Source organism: Streptomyces sp. NRRL S-118 (genome assembly GCF_000716335.1).
In the GTDB taxonomy this organism is placed as follows: Bacteria; Actinomycetota; Actinomycetes; order Streptomycetales; family Streptomycetaceae; genus Streptomyces.
This window is the reverse complement of record NZ_KL591022.1, coordinates 66,606-83,878: the sequence shown is the minus strand read 5'-3', so window position 1 is coordinate 83,878 and position 17,273 is coordinate 66,606. Positions and strand designations below refer to the sequence as shown.

At 74.1% G+C, this 17,273-nt stretch carries 15 protein-coding genes; 6 read left to right on the top strand and 9 right to left on the bottom strand.

The window, feature by feature from the left end; all coding sequences use genetic code 11:
- Positions 1–18 precede the first annotated feature (18 nt).
- Positions 19–423, bottom strand: coding sequence for a membrane protein (locus tag IH00_RS0128940; RefSeq protein ID WP_031078715.1), 405 nt, complete (start codon positions 421–423; stop codon positions 19–21).
- A 112-nt stretch (positions 424–535) separates the two neighbouring features.
- The gene (locus IH00_RS0128935; protein ID WP_031078713.1) at positions 536–1,294 is read right to left on the bottom strand and encodes a LytR/AlgR family response regulator transcription factor; all 759 of its coding nucleotides are present in this window, start codon (positions 1,292–1,294) and stop codon (positions 536–538) included.
- Positions 1,295–1,406: 112 nt separating this feature from the next.
- On the opposite strand from IH00_RS0128935, the gene IH00_RS0128930 reads away from it, so the two are divergent.
- Positions 1,407–2,033: a zf-HC2 domain-containing protein gene (locus IH00_RS0128930; RefSeq protein WP_031078710.1), complete on the top strand. Its 627-nt coding sequence runs from the start codon at positions 1,407–1,409 to the stop codon at positions 2,031–2,033.
- Between the two features lie 57 nt (positions 2,034–2,090).
- Here the strand turns inward: IH00_RS0128930 and IH00_RS0128925 are convergent, their stop codons facing one another.
- The 4 genes from IH00_RS0128925 to IH00_RS0128910 form a co-directional block, all read right to left on the bottom strand.
- Positions 2,091–2,987 (bottom strand): Fpg/Nei family DNA glycosylase, encoded by an 897-nt coding sequence (locus IH00_RS0128925; RefSeq protein WP_031078708.1) that lies wholly within the window; start codon positions 2,985–2,987, stop codon positions 2,091–2,093.
- A 14-nt stretch (positions 2,988–3,001) separates the two neighbouring features.
- Positions 3,002–4,375, bottom strand: a complete 1,374-nt coding sequence (locus IH00_RS0128920; RefSeq protein WP_031078706.1) for a wax ester/triacylglycerol synthase family O-acyltransferase — start codon at positions 4,373–4,375, stop codon at positions 3,002–3,004.
- A 151-nt stretch (positions 4,376–4,526) separates the two neighbouring features.
- On the bottom strand, positions 4,527–6,635 hold the full coding sequence (locus tag IH00_RS0128915) for a SpoIIE family protein phosphatase (protein ID WP_052411703.1): 2,109 nt from the start codon (positions 6,633–6,635) through the stop codon (positions 4,527–4,529).
- 73 nt (positions 6,636–6,708) lie between these two features.
- Complete coding sequence (locus IH00_RS0128910; RefSeq protein WP_063835450.1) at positions 6,709–8,001, bottom strand: DUF6777 domain-containing protein; 1,293 nt, start codon at positions 7,999–8,001, stop codon at positions 6,709–6,711.
- Positions 8,002–8,173: 172 nt separating this feature from the next.
- Here IH00_RS0128910 and IH00_RS0128905 point away from each other — a divergent pair, with 172 nt between their 5' ends.
- Genes IH00_RS0128905 through IH00_RS0128895 form a run of 3 tightly spaced genes read left to right on the top strand, consistent with a single transcriptional unit; the run spans position 8,174 to position 10,984 of the window.
- Entirely contained in the window at positions 8,174–9,001 is an 828-nt protein-coding gene (locus IH00_RS0128905) for a YndJ family protein (protein WP_031078701.1), read from the top strand.
- A complete protein-coding gene (locus IH00_RS0128900) occupies positions 8,998–9,540 on the top strand; it encodes a DUF1990 family protein (RefSeq protein WP_078888009.1) in 543 nt (180 codons plus the stop codon). The genes IH00_RS0128905 and IH00_RS0128900 overlap by 4 nt, the downstream gene beginning before the upstream one ends.
- A 22-nt stretch (positions 9,541–9,562) precedes the next feature.
- The gene (locus IH00_RS0128895; RefSeq protein WP_031078697.1) at positions 9,563–10,984 is read left to right on the top strand and encodes a lipase maturation factor family protein; all 1,422 of its coding nucleotides are present in this window, start codon (positions 9,563–9,565) and stop codon (positions 10,982–10,984) included.
- Between the two features lie 115 nt (positions 10,985–11,099).
- On the opposite strand, the gene IH00_RS43475 is transcribed toward IH00_RS0128895, so the two are convergent.
- Entirely contained in the window at positions 11,100–11,270 is a 171-nt protein-coding gene (locus IH00_RS43475; protein ID WP_199819828.1) for a hypothetical protein, read from the bottom strand.
- 284 nt (positions 11,271–11,554) lie between these two features.
- Positions 11,555–13,018 carry an SDR family NAD(P)-dependent oxidoreductase gene (locus tag IH00_RS0128885; protein ID WP_031078694.1) on the bottom strand — a complete coding sequence of 488 codons (1,464 nt, stop codon included), beginning with the start codon at positions 13,016–13,018 and terminating at the stop codon, positions 11,555–11,557.
- A gap of 220 nt (positions 13,019–13,238) precedes the next feature.
- On the opposite strand from IH00_RS0128885, the gene IH00_RS0128880 reads away from it, so the two are divergent.
- Positions 13,239–14,210 carry a DMT family transporter gene (locus tag IH00_RS0128880; RefSeq protein WP_031078692.1) on the top strand — a complete coding sequence of 324 codons (972 nt, stop codon included), beginning with the start codon at positions 13,239–13,241 and terminating at the stop codon, positions 14,208–14,210.
- On the opposite strand, the gene IH00_RS40655 is transcribed toward IH00_RS0128880, so the two are convergent.
- Positions 14,091–15,314, bottom strand: a complete 1,224-nt coding sequence (locus tag IH00_RS40655; RefSeq protein WP_039947525.1) for a transglycosylase family protein — start codon at positions 15,312–15,314, stop codon at positions 14,091–14,093. The two genes, IH00_RS0128880 and IH00_RS40655, sit on opposite strands and share 120 nt — an antisense overlap.
- 250 nt (positions 15,315–15,564) lie before the next feature.
- Between IH00_RS40655 and gndA the strand changes: the two genes are divergently transcribed.
- On the top strand, positions 15,565–17,004 hold the full coding sequence (gene gndA / locus IH00_RS0128870; RefSeq protein WP_031078688.1) for an NADP-dependent phosphogluconate dehydrogenase: 1,440 nt from the start codon (positions 15,565–15,567) through the stop codon (positions 17,002–17,004).
- Positions 17,005–17,273: the final 269 nt, after the last annotated feature.

The window sequence follows — 17,273 nt, the reverse complement described above, 5'->3', positions numbered from 1 at the left end:
TCCGGTCGTCCACGCCGGTCAGCGGCCTTCCACCAGACCGGTGAAGGCGCGTTCGTTGCGCTCGGCCCGGCGGACGTACCAGCGGGCGGTCAGCCACATGACGGGGTGCACGCCGACGCCCAGGGCGGCCCACACGAAGGGCGCGGGCGACGGGGCCGCGGGGTCCAGGGCCTCGGGCAGCGCGAACAGCAGCGGCAGGGTGCCGACCAGCAGGGCGAGTGTGCCGAGCGCGTACAGCGCGGCGCGCAGCTGGCTGCGCATCAGCGAGCGCACGTAGGTGTGGCCGAGGGAGGTCTGCTCGCTGATCTCGGAGCGGGCGGGGGCGTGCAGCCGCGGCGGGCGGGGCGGCCTGCGGGCGGCGCGCGGCACTCCGGTCACGGTCTCGCGGCGGGGGCGGCGCGCGACTGGGTGCTCTGCGGGCATCGTCGTCCGGGGCGGCTCGTCGGGGCTCGACCGGCTCGGTTCGCCGGTCCGGTGCGTGGAGTCTACGCAGAAGCGATGGCCGAAGGTAGACCCGTTCCCCCACCGCACGGGCTCAGCCGCGGACGTGCCGCATCAGCAGGTCGCGCAGCTGGCGGGCGTGCCGGCGGCTGACCGCCAGCTCGGCGCTGCCGACCCTCACGGTGGTGGCGCCGGCGTCGAGGCGCAGCTCGTCGATCCGGCCGAGCGCGACGAGGTGGCTGCGGTGGATCCGTACGAAGCCGCGGGCCGCCCAGCGCTCCTCCAGGGTGGACAGCGGGATGCGGACGAGGTGGCTGCCCTCGGACGTGTGCAGCCGCGCGTAGTCGCCCTGGGCCTCGACGTGGGCGATGTCGTCGATCGGCACGAAGCGGGTGACGCCGCCGAGTTCGACCGGTATCTGCTCCGGCGTCGCGCCGGCGGCACCAGGCCGGTGGTCGGCGGGTGCGGTGAGGTCGCTGACCCGGCGGACGGCTTCGGCCAGCCGCTCCTTGCGCACGGGCTTGAGGACGTAGTCCACCGCCTTCAGGTCGAACGCCTGGACGGCGAAGCCCTCGTGGGCGGTGACGAACACGATCAGCGGCGGGCGGGCGAAGCCGGCGAGCAGCCGGGCGATGTCGAGTCCGGTGAGCCCGGCCATGTGGATGTCGAGGAAGACGACGTCGATGGCGTCCTCGCCGTCGGGGCCCGCGTCGAGGGCGCGGCCGATGCGGCGCAGGGCCTCGGTCGCGTCGGTGGCGCCTTCCGCGCTGCGCACCCGGGCGTCGGAGCGGAGCAGGTGGAGGAGCTCTTCCAGGGCGGGCTTCTCGTCGTCGACGGCCAGTGCGCGCAGCATGGTGCGGAGTGTAGGCGTGGGGTGATTGAGCGAGAAGCCGCTCGTATGCGTACTTGTTCACGACAGCACAGCAGGACACATGTCGACGATTGACGGGGAATGAGGCACACCCATGGGTCTGCGGGAGCGGCATCACGATGTCGCCGCTTATGCGCTGGGCGTGCTGGAGCCGGCCGACGCCTTGCGCTGCGAGGAGCACCTGGCCGGGTGCGTGCCGTGCGCGGTGCGGCTGACGGACTTCGAGGGGATCGCCTCGGGCCTGGCGCAGCTCGCCGGCCGGGAGCCGCTGGAGTCGGGGCGCGTGCCCGCCGTGGCGGCGCCCGTGCGGGTGGTCCGGGTGCGGCGGTGGCGCACGCACCTGGTCGCGGTGGCGGCGGCGCTGGCGGTGGGTGTGCCGGGCGCAGCCGTGCTCCTGAACGACGCGGGCGGCACCGATCCGGCGCTGCGGCGGGTGGCGGCCGCTGATCCCGCCACGGGAGTTGCGGCGGCGATGGCGCTGCGGGACCGGGTGTGGGGGACGGAGCTGGCGGTGCGGGTGGCGGGGGTGCGGGGTCCTCGCGTCTGCGAACTGGTGGCCGTCGGCACGGACGGGCGGGAGTGGCCCGTGATGAGCTGGGCGGTGCCGGTGGACGACGACGAGCCCGTCGTGGAGGGCGCGACCGCGCTGCACAGCGGGGAGATCGCCCGGCTGGAGGTCCGGGACCGCGACGGCGGGCGGCTGGTGGCGCTCCGGCCGTAGGGCGCCCCCGGGCCTTCCTCGGCAGGCGTCCGGGCCGGTTCCGGCGGGTCTGCGGGCCTATTTCAGCAGGCGGGACAGACGGCGGTCGGCGAGCGGTGTGCCGCCGGTCTGGCAGGTGGGGCAGTACTGCAGCGAGGAGTCGCTGAAGGACACCTCGCGGATGGTGTCACCGCAGACGGGACACGGCTCGCCGGTGCGGCCGTGGACGCGCAGCCCGCTCTTCTTCTCGGCCTTGAGCCGACCGGCGGCCAGCCCGTGCGAGCGCTCCACCGCCTCGCGCAGGGTGCTGCGCATCGCCTCGTACAGCTCGGTCGTCTCCTCGTCGGTGAGGTTCCGGACGGGCTTGAACGGGGACATGCGGGCGGCGTGGAGGATCTCGTCGCTGTACGCGTTGCCGATGCCGGCGATCAGGCTCTGGTCGCGCAGGGCGCCCTTGACCTGGCGCCGCTCCCCGGCGAGGAGGGCGGCGAAGGCGTCCCGGTCGAAGTCGTCGGCGAGCGGGTCGGGGCCGAGCCGGGCGACTGCGGGGACGTCGGCCGGATCGTGCACGAGATGGACGGCGAGCCGCTTGGTGGTGCCGGCCTCGGTGAGGTCGAAGCCGTCACCGCCGGTCAGGGCGACGCGCAGGGCGAGCGGGCCCTTGCCCGGGCGGGGCGGCCCGGAGGGCAGGACGTCACGCCACTGGAGCCAGCCGGCCCGGGCGAGGTGGATCACCAGATGGAGGCCGTCCGCAGGCCCCGCCGCCGCGCCTGCGGCGGTGGGCTCCACGGCGATGTCCAGGAACTTGCCGCGGCGTGCGACGCCGGTGACCCGGGCGCCGTCGAGCACGCCGAGCGGCGGGTCGTACGTCTTGAGCACACTGATCGCGACCGGCAGGGCGCGGGCGATCTCCTTGCCGACGAGGTTCCCGTCGAGGAACTCCCGCAGCGCTTCGACCTCGGGCAGCTCGGGCATGGTTCCAGCTTGCCTTAGAGGGGGTGGGAGCGGTCGGTGGCCTTCACGAGTCCGGCGAGTTCGGCGTGCAGGGCGTGACCGAGGCGGTCCAGGTCGGGCAGGGCCTTGCCGTCGGCGACGAGGCCGACGTGGACCTGTCCGCCGTACGGGGACATCGCGACGGTCAGCGACTGGCCGCGGGCGAGCGGCGCCATGGGGTGGAGGGCGCGCAGCGGGCTGCCGGCGAGGGAGAGGGCCGAGCGGGGCAGCGGCACGTTGGTGACCAGGACGTCGAACAGCATCCGGGCCGCCCCTCCGGCCAGCGCCGCACCGAACCGGTGTGCCAGCGGAGGAAGCTGGTCGGCGAGTACGGCGACGGCCCCGGCGCCGCGGGAGGGCCCGGCGGCCTTGTTGCGGTCCATGCCGCGGCGTACGGCGTCGAGCCGGCTCAGCGGGTCGGGGTCGGTGAGCGGCAGATCGAGGAGGTACGCGGAGAACGTGTTGCCCGAGTCGGGCGGGGAGCCGGGCCTGCGCCGGGAGACCGGCACCAGGGCGCGCGGGTCGTCGGCGGGCAGCCGGTCGCCGCGCTCCAGCATCCAGTGGCGCAGCGCCCCGGCGACCACGGCGAGCAGTACGTCGTTGGCCGTGCCGCCCGCCTCGCGGCGCACCCGGCGGATCTCCTCCAGGTCCAGCTCGGCGGTGACCAGGCGCCGCGTCCCGCTGGACTCGGCGGTGAGCGCGGGCGTTCCGCGCGGGTCGAGGCGGCTGGCCCGTACGACGGAGGCACCGACGCCCAGGGCGTGGCCGAGCTCCTCGATGCGGCCGCGCGCGGCGCCGCCCACCAGCCCGGCCGCCGACCAGGGACCCGGCAGCCAGGAGCGGGGCGGCACGGGGCGGGGGCGTCGGCGGCCGACGCCCCCGCGTCCGGTGACGTCGGCGATCTCGTCGAAGATGCCCGCGCCGATCGCGACGGCCCGCATGCCGTCTGCGAGGGCGTGGTGCAGCTTGACCAGCACCGCGAAGGGGCCACCGGGGGCGCCGGTCAGCAGGTACATCTCCCAGGGAGGCAGCCCTCGTTCGAGCGGGCGTTCCATCAGCTCGCCGGCGAGCCCGGCGGCCTCGGCGGCGAAGTCGCCGCCCCCGGGCAGCCGGATGTGCCGGACGTGGCGGTGGACGTCGAAGGACTTGTCCACGCTCCAGCGGGCACCGCCGACAGGCAGCAGCACGTCGCGGACGCGCATCCGCAGCCGGGGGATGGCCGCGGCGCGCTCGGCGAGCAGTTCCAGCACGCCGGCCGGGTCGGCGGGTCCGGGGTCGAAGCGGGCCAGCGCCCCGAGGTGCATCGGGTGATCGGCCGTTTCGAGGTGCCAGAAGGCCAGGTCGAGAGGTGCCAGCAGCTCACTGCTCAAGGGATCCTCATGTCGTCCGGGGCCGGGGCCGGGCCTTGCGGCCGGCCGGAGGGCCGTGCGTGCGGCCCGGCTCCTGGAGGGCCACGGGAAAGCAGTCAACGCCTTCGGCCGGTCACGGTCAAGCACGGTCCGCACACGTACGGTCAACGACTCATGTGGGCCGCGCTTCCGGAGGTACCGGTGACCGGGTGATCCCTTGGCGCTCCCCGACGGCGAACTCGCACCAGACGCACTTGCCGCTGCCGCGGGACTCCACGCCCCACACGTCGGCGAGCCGGTCGACCAGCAGCAGTCCCCGTCCGGACACGCCCGACATCCCGGCGTCCCGGCGGCGCGGCAGCACGCTGGAGCGGTCCTCCACCTCGACCCGCAGCCGCCGTTCATGGCCGGCCGGCATCCGCAGGGTGACGATCGCCCCGCCGTCGGTGTGCAGGAGGGCGTTGGTGATCAGCTCGTCGGCGACCAGTTCGATCTCGTCGGCCCGCCCGGCCGCGCTCCACGCGCGGACGGCGGCCCCGATCATGTGCCGCGCGGAGCGCAGCGCCTCGGGGTCGTTCTGCGCGACGTGCTGCTGGAGCCGGCCGCCGGCCTGCGGGGTGTAGCCGCCTCTGCGGCGCAGCAGCAGGACCGCCACGTCGTCGTCGCCGCCGCGCTCGTCGACGACGTCGCACAGGTGGTCCGCGAGCAGTTGGAGGTCGCTCGGACCGCTGCGCACCAGCGCCGTCAGCCACTGCATGCCGTCGTCGAGGTCGGCGCCCGGCTCTTCGATGAGGCCGTCGGTGTACAGCAGCAGGGCCTGGCCGGGGTCCAGCTCCAGGATGGAGACGGGGTACTCCAGCCGCCCGAACTCCGCCGACAGGCCCAGCGGCAGGCCGCCCTGGACGGGGACCCGGCGGCAGCTCCCGTCGGTGTCGCGCAGGAGCGGGTCCACGTGGCCGGCGCGCACGATCTGCACCACGCCCGTCGCCAGGTCGGCCTCCAGGTACGTACAGGTGGCGAACCGTTCGGTGTCCAGTTCGTGCAGGAAGACGGAGGCCCGGGCCATCACGGTGGCCGGGGTGTGACCCTCGGCGGCGTAGGCCCGCAGCACGATGCGGAGCTGCCCCATGACGGCGGCGGCGTGCGTGTCGTGGCCCTGGACGTCGCCGATGACGGCGCCGACCCGCCCGCCGGGCAGCGGGATGATGTCGTACCAGTCGCCGCCGATGTCCCGGCCGAGGCGGGCCGAGCGGTACCGGACGGCGATCTGCGCGCCGGGGACGTGCGGGATCCTGCGCGGCAGCATCGCCTGCTGGAGCCCCTCGGCGAGGTCGTGCTCCTGCTCGAAGAGCATGGCGCGCTGCAGGCTCTGGGCGATGCTGCTGCCGAGTGCGACCAGGACGTTGCGGTCCTCGGCGGAGAAGCCGTACTTGTCGCTGTAGAGCAGGCCGAGGGCGCCGATGGGCCGGGCCTGGGCGATGAGGGGCAGGTAGGCGGCGGAGGTGATGCCGAGGCCGCTGATGTGGGGCCACAGGATGGGGTACGACGCGGCGAAGTCCTCGGGCGACTCGATGTACCGGGGTGCGAGGGTGCGGACGACTTCGCTCATGGGGTACTGCTCGTCCACCCGGGTGTAGCGGGTGCCGGGCACGAAGGAGCCCTCCGGTCCGTCGGCGACGAGGTGGATGCGGCCGGCCTCCAGCAGGCCCATCACCAGACTGGTGGCGCCGAGGTGTTCCAGGCCGTGGGAGTCCTTGAGCACGTCGATGACGTCCTTGACGGTCCTGGCGTGGGCGAGCGCCGCGGTGGTGGCTTCCACGACGCTGGTCTGCCGGCGCCGTTCGGCGTCGACCTCGAAGCGCGCGGTGGACTCGGTGAGCTCCTGGGTGGCGTCGCGGACGATTCCGATGATGCGGCGCGGGCGGCCGCTGCCGTCGCGCCGGATGAAGCCCTGGGTGTGGGTCCAGCGCAGGTTCCCCTTGCGGTCACGGATGCGGAAGTAGGCACCGTAGTGGCTGCTGCCGTTCTTCAGCGCCTGGGTCACCATGCCGTCGAGGCGGATCGCCTCGGTGGGCGGGACGCGCGGGGCAAGGCTCTCGGGCCGCCCGTCGTACTCCGTGGCATCCACCTGGAACACGTCGAGGGCGGCCTGGTCCATGTGCATCAGCCCCGCGTCCAGGTCCCAGTCAAAGCTGCCCATGCGATTGAGGGACAGACTCAGATCCGGGTGGGCGGGCCAGTCCTCAGGGAGCGACAGGGCATCCGCTGCCGGATCAACCATGGAGCCACTCTGCCATCATTCGTCTGCTTTTTCGACCGTATGCAAGAGCACGGGGGCGGACGCGGGAGGGCCGTCAGCCCTCGTACGGCTCCGGCTCGACAGCGCCGTCGTCCAGTCCTTCGCCCGGTCCGGCGTCCGGGCCCATCAGGCCCCCGGCGCCCATCTCCGTCTCCAGGTCCTCGTCCGGCCCTTCGTCCGGTCCCGCGCCCGGCCCTTCGTCCGGTCCCGCGTCCGGCGCGTCGTCCGGTCCCGCGTCGGGCTCTGCTTCCAGCCCCGCGTCCGCCCCCGAGAACGAGCCGTCGTCGTCGGGCACGGAGCCGATGCCGCCGTCGGGACCGGCGTCCGGTCCGGCGTCCATTCCGTTGTCCGGGCCCATCAGGCCCCCGGCGCCCTCCTCGGCGCCGCCCCGGTCCACGCCGGCATGGAACTCCGGTTCCGGGTCGACGGAAGGTGGCGCGGGGCACCCGGGCGGCGCGGGTGGATCGGTCGGGCAGATGGTCGGCCCCACCGGCTGCGGGGCGACCGGGAGGGGCTCCGCGGACTGGGGCGGGGGCTCGGCCGGCCGGTTCAGGACGCTCTCGTCGGTGACGATGCGGTCCTTCTCGCCGTCGGTGCCGGTCCTGCGCTCGATGAGCGTGTTGCTGACGACACTGACGATGAGCAGGCTCTCGACGACGTGCTGGGTGGCGGTGACGGTCACGACCCGCCCGGGGTCGAACCCGGGCCACGGCTGCCCCTTGTGCTCGACGCCGCCGTCGTCGCTGGCGGGTGAGCGCAGCGGGCTGCCGGAGGCGCAGCGCACCCGCGGTGCGCCGTACTCGTCGACCAGGACGGCGGTACCCGCCTGGAGGACCGCTTGGAAGGGGGCGGCGGAGTCCTCGCGGTAGCCGTGGCCGGTGACCCGAGTGTCGGACCGCAGCACCACGGGCGTCAGGCCGCGCAGCCAGGGCGCGAGCCGGGTCGGGCTGACTCCGGCGGCCTGGGCGAAGGCGGCCGTCCGCGCCCGGTCGGAGGTCAGGAGGCGCACCTGCCGTTCGACGTCGCAGCTGGCGACCGAGCGGGCGCCGCCGTACAGCCCGGGGGTGGCTCCGGAGACGATGCCCGTGACCGGCGGGGCGCCGGGCCCGGCCGACGGGGGCGCGCTCGCCGCGTCGGGGGACGGTCTGACCGTGGAGGGGGTGAAGGGCGCGGGGCCGTGGGCGGCGGCCGGCTGGAGCAGGACGTCCCGCGGCCCCGGCAGGCCCGACTGCGCCCCCGGGCCCTCGGCCGGCCGGCCTTCGCCGTCGCTGCCGCACCCCGCGACGAGGAGTCCCGCGGTCACCGCGGCGACCGCGCCGCACCGGCGACGACGTGTGGTGGTACGCACGGAGGCCCTCCCGCCTTTCGGTACCGCTTCAGCCCTGCATGATCTCTATGTCTGCCGGATCGGGCAGACCCCCGCAACCGGAGGCCCGCTCCCCGCCCGCTGCTTGAACGCGTTCAAGAGACCCTCTAGGCTCACCCTGCCGGTTGAACGCGTTCAACAAGAGGGGGTCGCCGTGTCGGTACTGGTCGGTCCGATCGTGGCGCTCGGCATGCTGGTGATCGTCCCGGCGGGCCTGCGCCTGATGGACGCGGAGGGGACGGCCGCCATCCGGAGGCTGTGGCCGCTGTTCGCGCTGCCGGGAGCGGTGTGCCTCTGGCTCCCGCGCGGCACGGCCGCCACCGCGCTCGCCGCCTGCCACGCGGCCGGCACCGTGCTGCTGGCACTTCACGCGCCGCGCCGTCTGCTGCGTACGCGCTCGGCGGCACCGGCCGAGATCGCCGTCCTCACCGCACTGGTGAGCCCGTCGGTCGCCGGACTCGCGCTGGTCGCCGAGCGGACCGGGCACCGGTTGTTCGGCTTCGACCTGGAGATCCTCGCGCTGACCGTGCCGCACTTCCACTTCGCCGGCTTCGCCGCCGCACTGGTCGCGGGCCTGGTCTGCCGGGCGGCCGATGGACCGGGCGGCCGGTTCGCCGCCCTCAGCGTGCCCCTGGGCACCCTGCTCGTCCTGTTCGGCTACTTCCTCGACGACTGGGCGGAGCTCGCGGGGGCGCTCGTCCTCACCGCCGGAATGTGGGCCGTCGCGCTGCTGACGTGGCGGGACGTGCGCGGCACCCGGGCCGCTGCGGACGACCGGCTCACCCGTACGCTGCTCGCCGTCTCGGCCGGCGTCCTGGTCGCGACCATGCTGCTCGCGCTGAGCTGGGCGCTCGGCGAGGCGACCGGACTGCCCCACCCCGACCTGACCTGGATGGCCGCCACCCACGGCCTCGGCAACGCCCTCGGCTTCGCACTGTGCTCGGTGCTGGCCTGGCGACGACTCGAGGGAGCCGTTCCGTGACACGCCTCATCCGCAGCCTGAGCACCGCGGACACCCCCTCCTTGAGCTACCCGGAAGTCGGTGCCACCGCCGCCCGGCCGCTGCCGGAGGGCTACCAGCACCTGCACGAAGAGGTCCTGATCGGCAGCGGCCCAGACGTCTTCGAGCGGGCCGGCGCAGCCGTCACCACCTGGCGCATGCACCGCGCGTCGGGCGTCCGGGTGCGCGCCGACGCCGGGCGCGCCGCGCCCGGCGTCGCCGTCGAGGTGGCGCTGGGCGCCGGGCGGCTGCGGATCGCCGCGCCCTGCGAGGTGGTGTGGACGGCGTACGAGGCGACACGGGCGGGCTTCGCCTACGGGACCCGGACGGGCCACCCGGAGCGCGGCGAGGAATCGTTCGTCGTGGATCTGCGGGCGGACGGCTCCGTGTGGTTCACGGTCACGGCCTTCAGCACGCCCGCCCGCTGGTACACACGGGTGGCCGGGCCGCTCGTGCCCGTACTGCAGCGGTGGTACGCGCGACGGCTCGGCCGGACCCTGCGAAAGATCGCCGCGGAGTGATCCCCGGCCGATACTGGAACCGATGGAGTGGTTCTGGTTCACCTCGTCCGACTACTGGCTGAGCCGGCTGGTATTCCAGCGGGCTCTCGCGGGGCTCTACCTGGTCGCCTTCGCCGGCGCCGCGCTCCAGTTCAAGGCGCTCATCGGTGAGCGCGGCATGCTGCCGGTCCCCGCCCACCTGCGCCGGGTGACACCGCGGCAGGCGCCCAGCCTCTTCCACCGGCACTACTCGGACCGGTTCTTCGCGCTGTGCGCCTGGACCGGGGCGGCGCTGGCCGCGGCCCTCGCCGCGGGCGCGGGCGACGCGGTGCCGCTGGCCGTCTGCATGCTGATGTGGGCGGTGCTCTGGGCGCTGTATCTGTCGATCGTCAACGTCGGGCAGACCTGGTACGGCTTCGGCTGGGAATCGCTGCTGCTGGAGGCGGGGTTCCTCGCCGTCTTCCTCGGCAACGAGCGCACCGCGCCGCCCGTGCTGATCCTGTGGCTGCTGCGCTGGCTGCTGTTCCGGGTGGAGTTCGGCGCGGGGCTGATCAAACTGCGCGGCGATCCCTGCTGGCGGGACCTGACCTGCCTCTACTACCACCACGAGACCCAGCCGATGCCCGGGCCGCTGAGCTGGTTCTTCCACCATCTGCCCCGGCCGCTGCACCGGGTGGAGGCGGCGGCCAACCACGTGACGCAGCTGGTCGTACCGGTGCTGCTGTTCACGCCGCAGCCGGTGGCGAGCGTCGCGGCGGGCGTGATCATCGTGACGCAGTTGTGGCTGGTCCTGTCCGGCAACTTCGCGTGGCTGAACTGGATCACGATCGTGCTGGCCGTGCCCGCCGTGGACGGCTCCCTGTTCGCGCAGGCCCCGGCCCTGCCCGCTCCCCCGCTCTGGTACGGGATCCTCGTCCTCGCCGTCACCGCGCTCGTGCTGTTCCTGAGCCGGAACCCGGCCCGCAACCTGCTCTCCCGCCGCCAGGCGATGAACCGGTCCTTCGACCCGCTGCACCTGGTCAACACCTACGGAGCGTTCGGGACGGTCGGCCGGATCCGGCACGAGATCGTCATCGAGGGCACGGACGAGACGGTGCTGCACGCGGGGACGGTGTGGCGCGCGTACGAGTTCAAGGGCAAACCGGGCGACGTGCGGCGGCTGCCGCGCCAATTCGCGCCGTACCACCTGCGGCTGGACTGGATGATGTGGTTCGCCGCCCTCTCCCCCGCCTACGCCTACTCATGGTTCGGCGGGCTGGTGGAGCGGCTGCTGGACGGCGACCGGGACACGCTGCGGCTGCTGCGGCACAACCCGTTCCCCGACGCGCCGCCCGCGGTCGTCCGCGCCCGGCTCTACCGCTACCGGTTCACCACCTGGCAGGAGCTGCGGGCGACGGGTGCGTGGTGGCACCGGACCTACGTACGGGAGTTCATGCCGCCGACGCGGCTCGGCACATCGGAGTGACGACCCGGCTCGGGGCCGGCGCGGACGTGCGCGGCGCGGGCGGACGTGCGCGGCGCGGGCGGACGTGCGCGTGCCCTCCGCCGGATCGGCGGAGGGCACGGGCGAAGCGGGTGGATCAGTCGATTCCGGGCAGGATGTGCGGCTCGGCGAGGTCGTCCTCGTAGCCGGCGAGCCGGATCGGGGCCGAACGGGCCCACACTTCGAGGCTGCCGAGTCTGTCCGATCGTGCGGACGGGTCGCCGTCCTCCGCCGGACGCTGTTCCTGCTTCGTCAGTTCTGGTGTCACCGCGCACTCCTTCGTGTCGCGAACCTATGAGGACATGGAAGATGCCGATCGGTCGCGGTGGCGCCGGTACTGGGGCGGGACCGCGGCCTTGGTGGCAGGCCTTGTCCCGGGTCGGCCTCGAAGGGGGTTTCGTGGATCCCTGTCGGCCGACCGTCGCTCCAGGTTAACCAAATGAGCACGCTCGCGCTCGATGGAACGCGTCACATGGGCAATTTCCGGACACTCCGTAGGCATCCAGTCACTTCATGGTGCACCTCGCGTGTGACCGTGGGGTCACCGCGGTGTTACCACTTGGCGGGCGCGTAGTCCTTGAGGAAGCAGCCGAAGAGGTCCTCGCCCGCCTCGCCGCGGACGATCGGGTCGTACACCCGGGCCGCGCCGTCGACCAGGTCCAGCGGGGCGTGGAAACCCGCCTCGGCCAGCCGCATCTTGTCGGGGTGCGGTCGCTCGTCGGTGATCCAGCCGGTGTCGACCGCGGTCATCAGGATGCGGTCCTTCTCGAACATCTCCTGCGCGCTGGTGCGCGTGAGCATGTTGAGCGCGGCCTTCGCCATGTTGGTGTGCGGGTGCCCCGCGCCCTTGTAGCCGCGGCTGAAGACGCCTTCCATCGCGGAGACGTTCACCACGTAGGTGCGCCGGGCCGGCGACGCGGCCATCGCCGAGCGCAGGCGGCTGATCAGGATGAACGGCGCCGTGGAGTTGCACAGCTGCACTTCGAGGAGCTCGACCGGGTCGACCTCGGAGACCGTCTGGATCCAGCTGTTGGTGTCGTGCAGGTCCGGCACCAGACCGCCGGCGTCGATCGCGGTGCCCGCGGCGATCCGCTCGAGCGACGCCGAGCCGCTGACCAGGGCCAGGTCGGTGACGTCCTGGGCGGACAGCCCGCCGCCGCGGGACGACGGCAGGGCGGCCATCGTCTCGACGGCGCCGCTGCCGAACGTGCCGATGACCTCGGCGGCCGGCAGCTCGCCGGCCGGCAGCGGGGCCGACTCGGCCGTGACCAGCTCCCGGTACGCCTGCGGGGAGCGCCGGACGGTCTGGGCGGCGTTGTTGATCAGGATGTCCAGCGGGCCCTCGGCGGCGACCGAGTCGGCGAGCGCGACGACCTGCGCCGGGTCGCGCAGGTCGATGCCGACGATCTTCAGCCGGTGGATCCACTCGTCGCTGTCGGGCATGGCCTTGAAGCGGCGGATCGCGTCCTTGGGGAAGCGGGTGGTGATCGTGGTGTGGGCACCGTCGCGCAGCAGCCGCAGCGCGATGTACATACCGATCTTGGCGCGGCCGCCGGTGAGCAGCGCGCGGCGGCCGGTCAGGTCCGTGCGGGCATCGCGCCGGGCCCGGTTCTCGGTGGCGCAGTCGCGGCACAGCTGGTGGTAGAAGGCGTCGACCTCGACGTATCGGGTCTTGCAGATGTAGCAGGAGCGGGGACGCCGCAGTACGCCCGCGATCTCGCCGGCGACCGAGGACGACGGCAGCAGGCCCTGCGTCTCGTCGTCGATCCGCTCGGCGGAGCCGGTCGCGGTGGCCTCGGTGACCGCCTTGTCGTGCGCGGTCTTGGCGGCCCTGCGCTCCTGGCGGCGGCGCTGCTTCACGGTGCGGTAGATGCCGGCGGTGGCGCGCCGGACGGTGATCGCGTCCGGGTGGTCCACGTCCAGCTTGTCGAGCTCCTCGAGGACGCTCAGGCAGACGGCCAGACGCTCGGGGTCGATGCCCGGCCCGTACGCCTGGTTCTCTTCTGTCACCGTCATGGCCGCTTCGGTTCCTCGATCACTCGTTTGCCGCGTTTCAAAAGCCGAACTTTACGTCAGCGCGGGGGCTCCCCGCCAAACGGGCGGGCTCCGGAGGTCCGGAGGTGTCCCCGTGAGTCCGGAGATGTGCGCCGTCCTCCGCCCGTACTCCATCGGCAGTACTACGGAATGCCTGCTCAGGAAGGACGATGTGAACGGTCCCGCGCGCCAGGGTGGGCGCATGAGCTTCCTCGCACTGTGCGTGGTGCTGTCGCTGGTCTCCGCCGTCGCCTACGCGGCCGGGGCGATCGTGCAGGAGCGCGTCGCGGCGTCCACCGCCGGGCACCGCACCTGCGCGCCGCTGCGCAGCGCCGCCTGGTGGGGGGCCGTGGGGCTGAACGGGGCGGGCGCGCTGCTGCACGTCGTGGCGCTGGCGTACGGGCCGCTGACCCTGGTGCAACCACTGGGCGCGCTGACGATCGTCTTCGCCCTGCCGATGGCCGCGCTCCTCGTCCGGCGGCGGGCGGGAGCGGTCGCGTGGCGCGGCGCGCTGATGGCGACGGCCGGACTCGCCGGACTGCTCGCGCTGACCGGGGAGTCCGGGGCGCGGTCGGTGGACGGCGGGTCGCGGTTGCTGCTGGCGGGGCTGGGCGCCGGCTCGGTGGCACTGCTGTACGGGGCGGCGCGGGGTGTGCGGCGGCCGGTGGCGCGCGGTGTGCTCCTGGCCGCCGGTGCGGGGGTGGCGTTCGGGGTGGCCTCGGTGTTCACCAAGACCGTCGCCGTGGACTTCATGGCGCGCGATGCGCCGGCCCGGTGGCCGGGTCTGCTGGCGATCGCGGCGCTCGCTGCCGCCGGGATGCTGCTGTCGCAGGCGGCCTACCGGGGGGCCGGGCTGACGGCGCCCCTGGCGGCGGTCACCGTGACGAACCCGGTGGTGGCCGCCGCCGTGGGGCTCACGCTGTTCGGCGAGGGGTTCCGGTACGGCGTGCCGGGCACCGCGCTGGCGCTGGGCTGCGGGGTGCTGGCGGCGGGCGGCCTGATCCTGCTCACGGCGGTGCCGCCGGAGTCCCGGCACACCGGTGCACCGGCTCCGTCACAGCCGCACGCCGCCGGACCTCAGGTACGCGAGGGGGTCGATGTCCGACCCGTACCCCGGCCCCGTACGCACCTCGAAGTGGAGGTGCGGTCCGGTGCTGTTGCCGGTGGACCCTGAGCGGGCGATCCGCTGGCCGCTGTTGACGCGCTGGCCCTCGCGCACGGTGAGCGCCGAGAGGTGGGCGTACTGGCTGTAGCGGCCGTCGTCGTGCCGGATGACGATCTCGTATCCGTACGCGCCGCCCCAGCCGGCGGAGATCACCCGGCCCGGTGCGACGGCCTTGACGGCGGTGCCGGTGGGGACGGGGAAGTCGACGCCGGTGTGGTAACCGCGGGCCCAGGAGGAACCGGCCTTGCGGTAGGCGGTGCCGGGGCCGGCGTCGACGGGGGCGCTGAAGCCCGCGCTCTGCGGTGGTTTCACGGAGGCGGGGCGGGCGGCCGGCTTCGGCTTCGCGGCCGGTTTGGCGGCGGGCTTGGCGACCGGTTTGGCGACCGGCTTGGCAGCGGGCTTCGCGGCCGGCCTGGCGACGGGCTTCGCCGGCTTCGGCTTGGCGGCGGGGCGGGGCGGGGCGGTCGCCGGCTTCGCCGCGGGCTTGGCAGGCGCCCCGCGCAGCGTCAGTCTCTGCCCCGGCATGATGATGTCGGGGTCGTCGCCGATGACCGTGCGGTTGGCCGCGTACAGCCGCTGCCAGCCACCCCTGACCTGCTGGTCCCGGGCGATGGCGGACAGCGAGTCGCCGCGCGCCACCGTGTAGCTCTCGCGCTGCGTGGGCACCGTGGTGGGTGTCGCGGGCGCCGATCGCGGCGCGGCCTTGCGCTGCGGCGCGATGTCCGGCGTGTCGCCGCCCCGGGTGAGGCCGGCCTTCACCGAGCAGGCGGGCCAGGCACGCGGGCCCTGCCCCTTCAGAACCTTCTCGGCGACGGCGATCTGCTGGTCCTTGGTCGCGAGGTCGGCGCGCGGCGCGTAGCGCGTGCCGCCGTACGCCTCCCAGGTCGACTGGGTGAACTGGAGCCCGCCGTAGTACCCGTTGCCGGTATTGATCTTCCAGTTGTTGGTGGACTCGCAGGCCGCGACCTTCTCCCACACGTCCACCGACGCGGCGTGGGCCGCTCCCGCCCCGATGAGCGGGAGCGCCATTCCGGCGCCGCCCGCCGTGACGGTGAGCGATGCCCTGTTGATCCGGCTCGGCTGATACCGGCGGTGTCGTCCTCGTACGGCCATGGGTCCCGTTCCCCCCTTGCACACAGCAGCGGCCGCCCAAGCTAGAGGGAGCGGCGGGCGGTGACAAGGGGGCACGCGGGGCACGCGGGGGCGCTCAAAACCCCGGTCGGGGCCGCCGGTTGGGCGCTCCGGCGAAGCGCCGGCGCCCGCGGCTCCTCGGCGATCGGTGAACACGCGCCCACCGCGCCTCGTATGCCTACGGGTGGCGGGGCGGCGCCTCGCCGTCGGCTACGGATCCCGGGAGTACAGCATGAGTGGCACTGCGCAGATCGGCGTCACGGGCCTCGCGGTCATGGGACGCAACCTCGCTCGCAACTTCGCCCGCAACGGCCTGACCGTGGCGGTGCACAACCGGACGCCCGCCCGGACGGAGGCGCTGGTCGGGGAGTTCGGCCACGAGGGGACGTTCGTCGCGGCGAAGAGCGCCGAGGACTTCGTCGCGGCACTGGAGCGTCCCCGGCGCCTGGTCGTGATGGTCAAGGCCGGTGGGCCGACGGACGCGGTGATCGAGGAGTTCGCGCCGCTGCTGGAGCCGGGCGACGTCGTCATCGACGGCGGCAACGCGCACTTCGAGGACACCCGGCGACGTGAGCGCGAACTGCGGGCGCGCGGCCTCCACTTCGTGGGCGCGGGCATCTCGGGCGGCGAGGAGGGCGCGCTGCGCGGTCCGAGCATCATGCCGGGCGGGCCGGCCGAGTCGTACGCGTCCCTCGGCCCGCTGCTGGAGAGGATCGCCGCGAAGGCACCGGACGGTACACCGTGCGTGGCGCACGTCGGGCCGGACGGCGCGGGGCACTTCGTGAAGATGGTGCACAACGGCATCGAGTACGCGGACATGCAGCTGATCGGCGAGGCGTACCACCTGCTGCGTGACGTCGCGGGCTACTCCCCCGGGCGGATCGCCGAGACCTTCCGGGCGTGGAACACCGGGCGCCTGGACTCGTACCTGATGGAGATCACGGCGGAGGTGCTGGCGCACACCGACGCGGCGACCGGGAGGCCGTTCGTCGACGTCGTCGCCGACCGGGCGGAGCAGAAGGGGACCGGCCGCTGGACGGTGCAGATCGCGCTGGACCTCGGTGTGCCGGTGTCGGGCATCGCGGAGGCGGTGTTCGCGCGCTCGCTGTCCGGGCACGCGGACCTGCGCGAGGCGTCCCGCGCGCTGCCGGGGCCGGTGGAGCGGCCGCTGGAGGAGGGGGCCGCGGCCCGCTTCGCCGAGCAGGTGGAACAGGCGCTGTACGCGTCGAAGGTGATCTCGTACACGCAGGGCTTCCACCAGATCCGGGCCGGGAGCGAGGCGTACGGCTGGGGGGTGGACCTGGGGGCGGTGGCGTCGCTGTGGCGGTCGGGATGCATCATCCGGGCGGCGTTCCTGGACCGGATCCGCGCGGCGTACGAGGCGCGGCCGGAGCTGGTGAGCCTGCTGGCCGACCGGCGGTTCGCGGAGGAGACCGGGGCGGCGCAGGACGCCTGGCGGGCGGTGGTGGCCACGGCGGTGCGGCGGGGCGTGCCGGCGCCGGGCTTCTCGGCGGCGCTCGCGTACTACGACGCGCTGCGGGCGCCCCGGCTGCCCGCCGCCCTCACACAGGGGCAGCGGGACTACTTCGGGGCGCACACCTACCGGCGGACCGACCGGGAGGGGTCGTTCCACACCCTCTGGGGCGGTGACCGCTCCGAGGTGGGCGGCTGAGCCGGTCAGCTCATCGGGCCGGGCTCGGGCTCCGGCCCGGGCACCGGGTCGGGTCCGGGCGGCTTGGGGACCGGATCGGGAGCCGGCCCGGGTGGCGGCCCGGGGTGCGGCGGGGCCGGCGGTACGGGGCCGGGAGCGGGGCCCGGCTCCGGTCCGGGCGGGCCCGGCTGGGGCACGGGCGTCGGCGGCACGGGGTCCGGCGGCACGGGGGTCGGCGGGGTCGGCGCCGGGGGCACGGGGTCGGGGGTCGGCGGGTTGGTCATGGCATC

Bases quoted from the DNA above. Each gene is read 5' to 3' on its own strand.
- IH00_RS0128940 (WP_031078715.1), bottom strand. From the start codon at position 423: ATGCCCGCAGAGCACCCAGTCGCGCGCCGCCCCCGCCGCGAGACCGTG.
- IH00_RS0128935 (WP_031078713.1), bottom strand. From the start codon at position 1,294: ATGCTGCGCGCACTGGCCGTCGACGACGAGAAGCCCGCCCTGGAAGAG.
- IH00_RS0128930 (WP_031078710.1), top strand. From the start codon at position 1,407: ATGGGTCTGCGGGAGCGGCATCACGATGTCGCCGCTTATGCGCTGGGC.
- IH00_RS0128925 (WP_031078708.1), bottom strand. From the start codon at position 2,987: ATGCCCGAGCTGCCCGAGGTCGAAGCGCTGCGGGAGTTCCTCGACGGG.
- IH00_RS0128915 (WP_052411703.1), bottom strand. From the start codon at position 6,635: ATGGTTGATCCGGCAGCGGATGCCCTGTCGCTCCCTGAGGACTGGCCC.
- IH00_RS0128895 (WP_031078697.1), top strand. From the start codon at position 9,563: ATGGAGTGGTTCTGGTTCACCTCGTCCGACTACTGGCTGAGCCGGCTG.
- IH00_RS0128885 (WP_031078694.1), bottom strand. From the start codon at position 13,018: ATGACGGTGACAGAAGAGAACCAGGCGTACGGGCCGGGCATCGACCCC.
- IH00_RS0128880 (WP_031078692.1), top strand. From the start codon at position 13,239: ATGAGCTTCCTCGCACTGTGCGTGGTGCTGTCGCTGGTCTCCGCCGTC.
- IH00_RS40655 (WP_039947525.1), bottom strand. From the start codon at position 15,314: ATGGCCGTACGAGGACGACACCGCCGGTATCAGCCGAGCCGGATCAAC.
- gndA (WP_031078688.1), top strand. From the start codon at position 15,565: ATGAGTGGCACTGCGCAGATCGGCGTCACGGGCCTCGCGGTCATGGGA.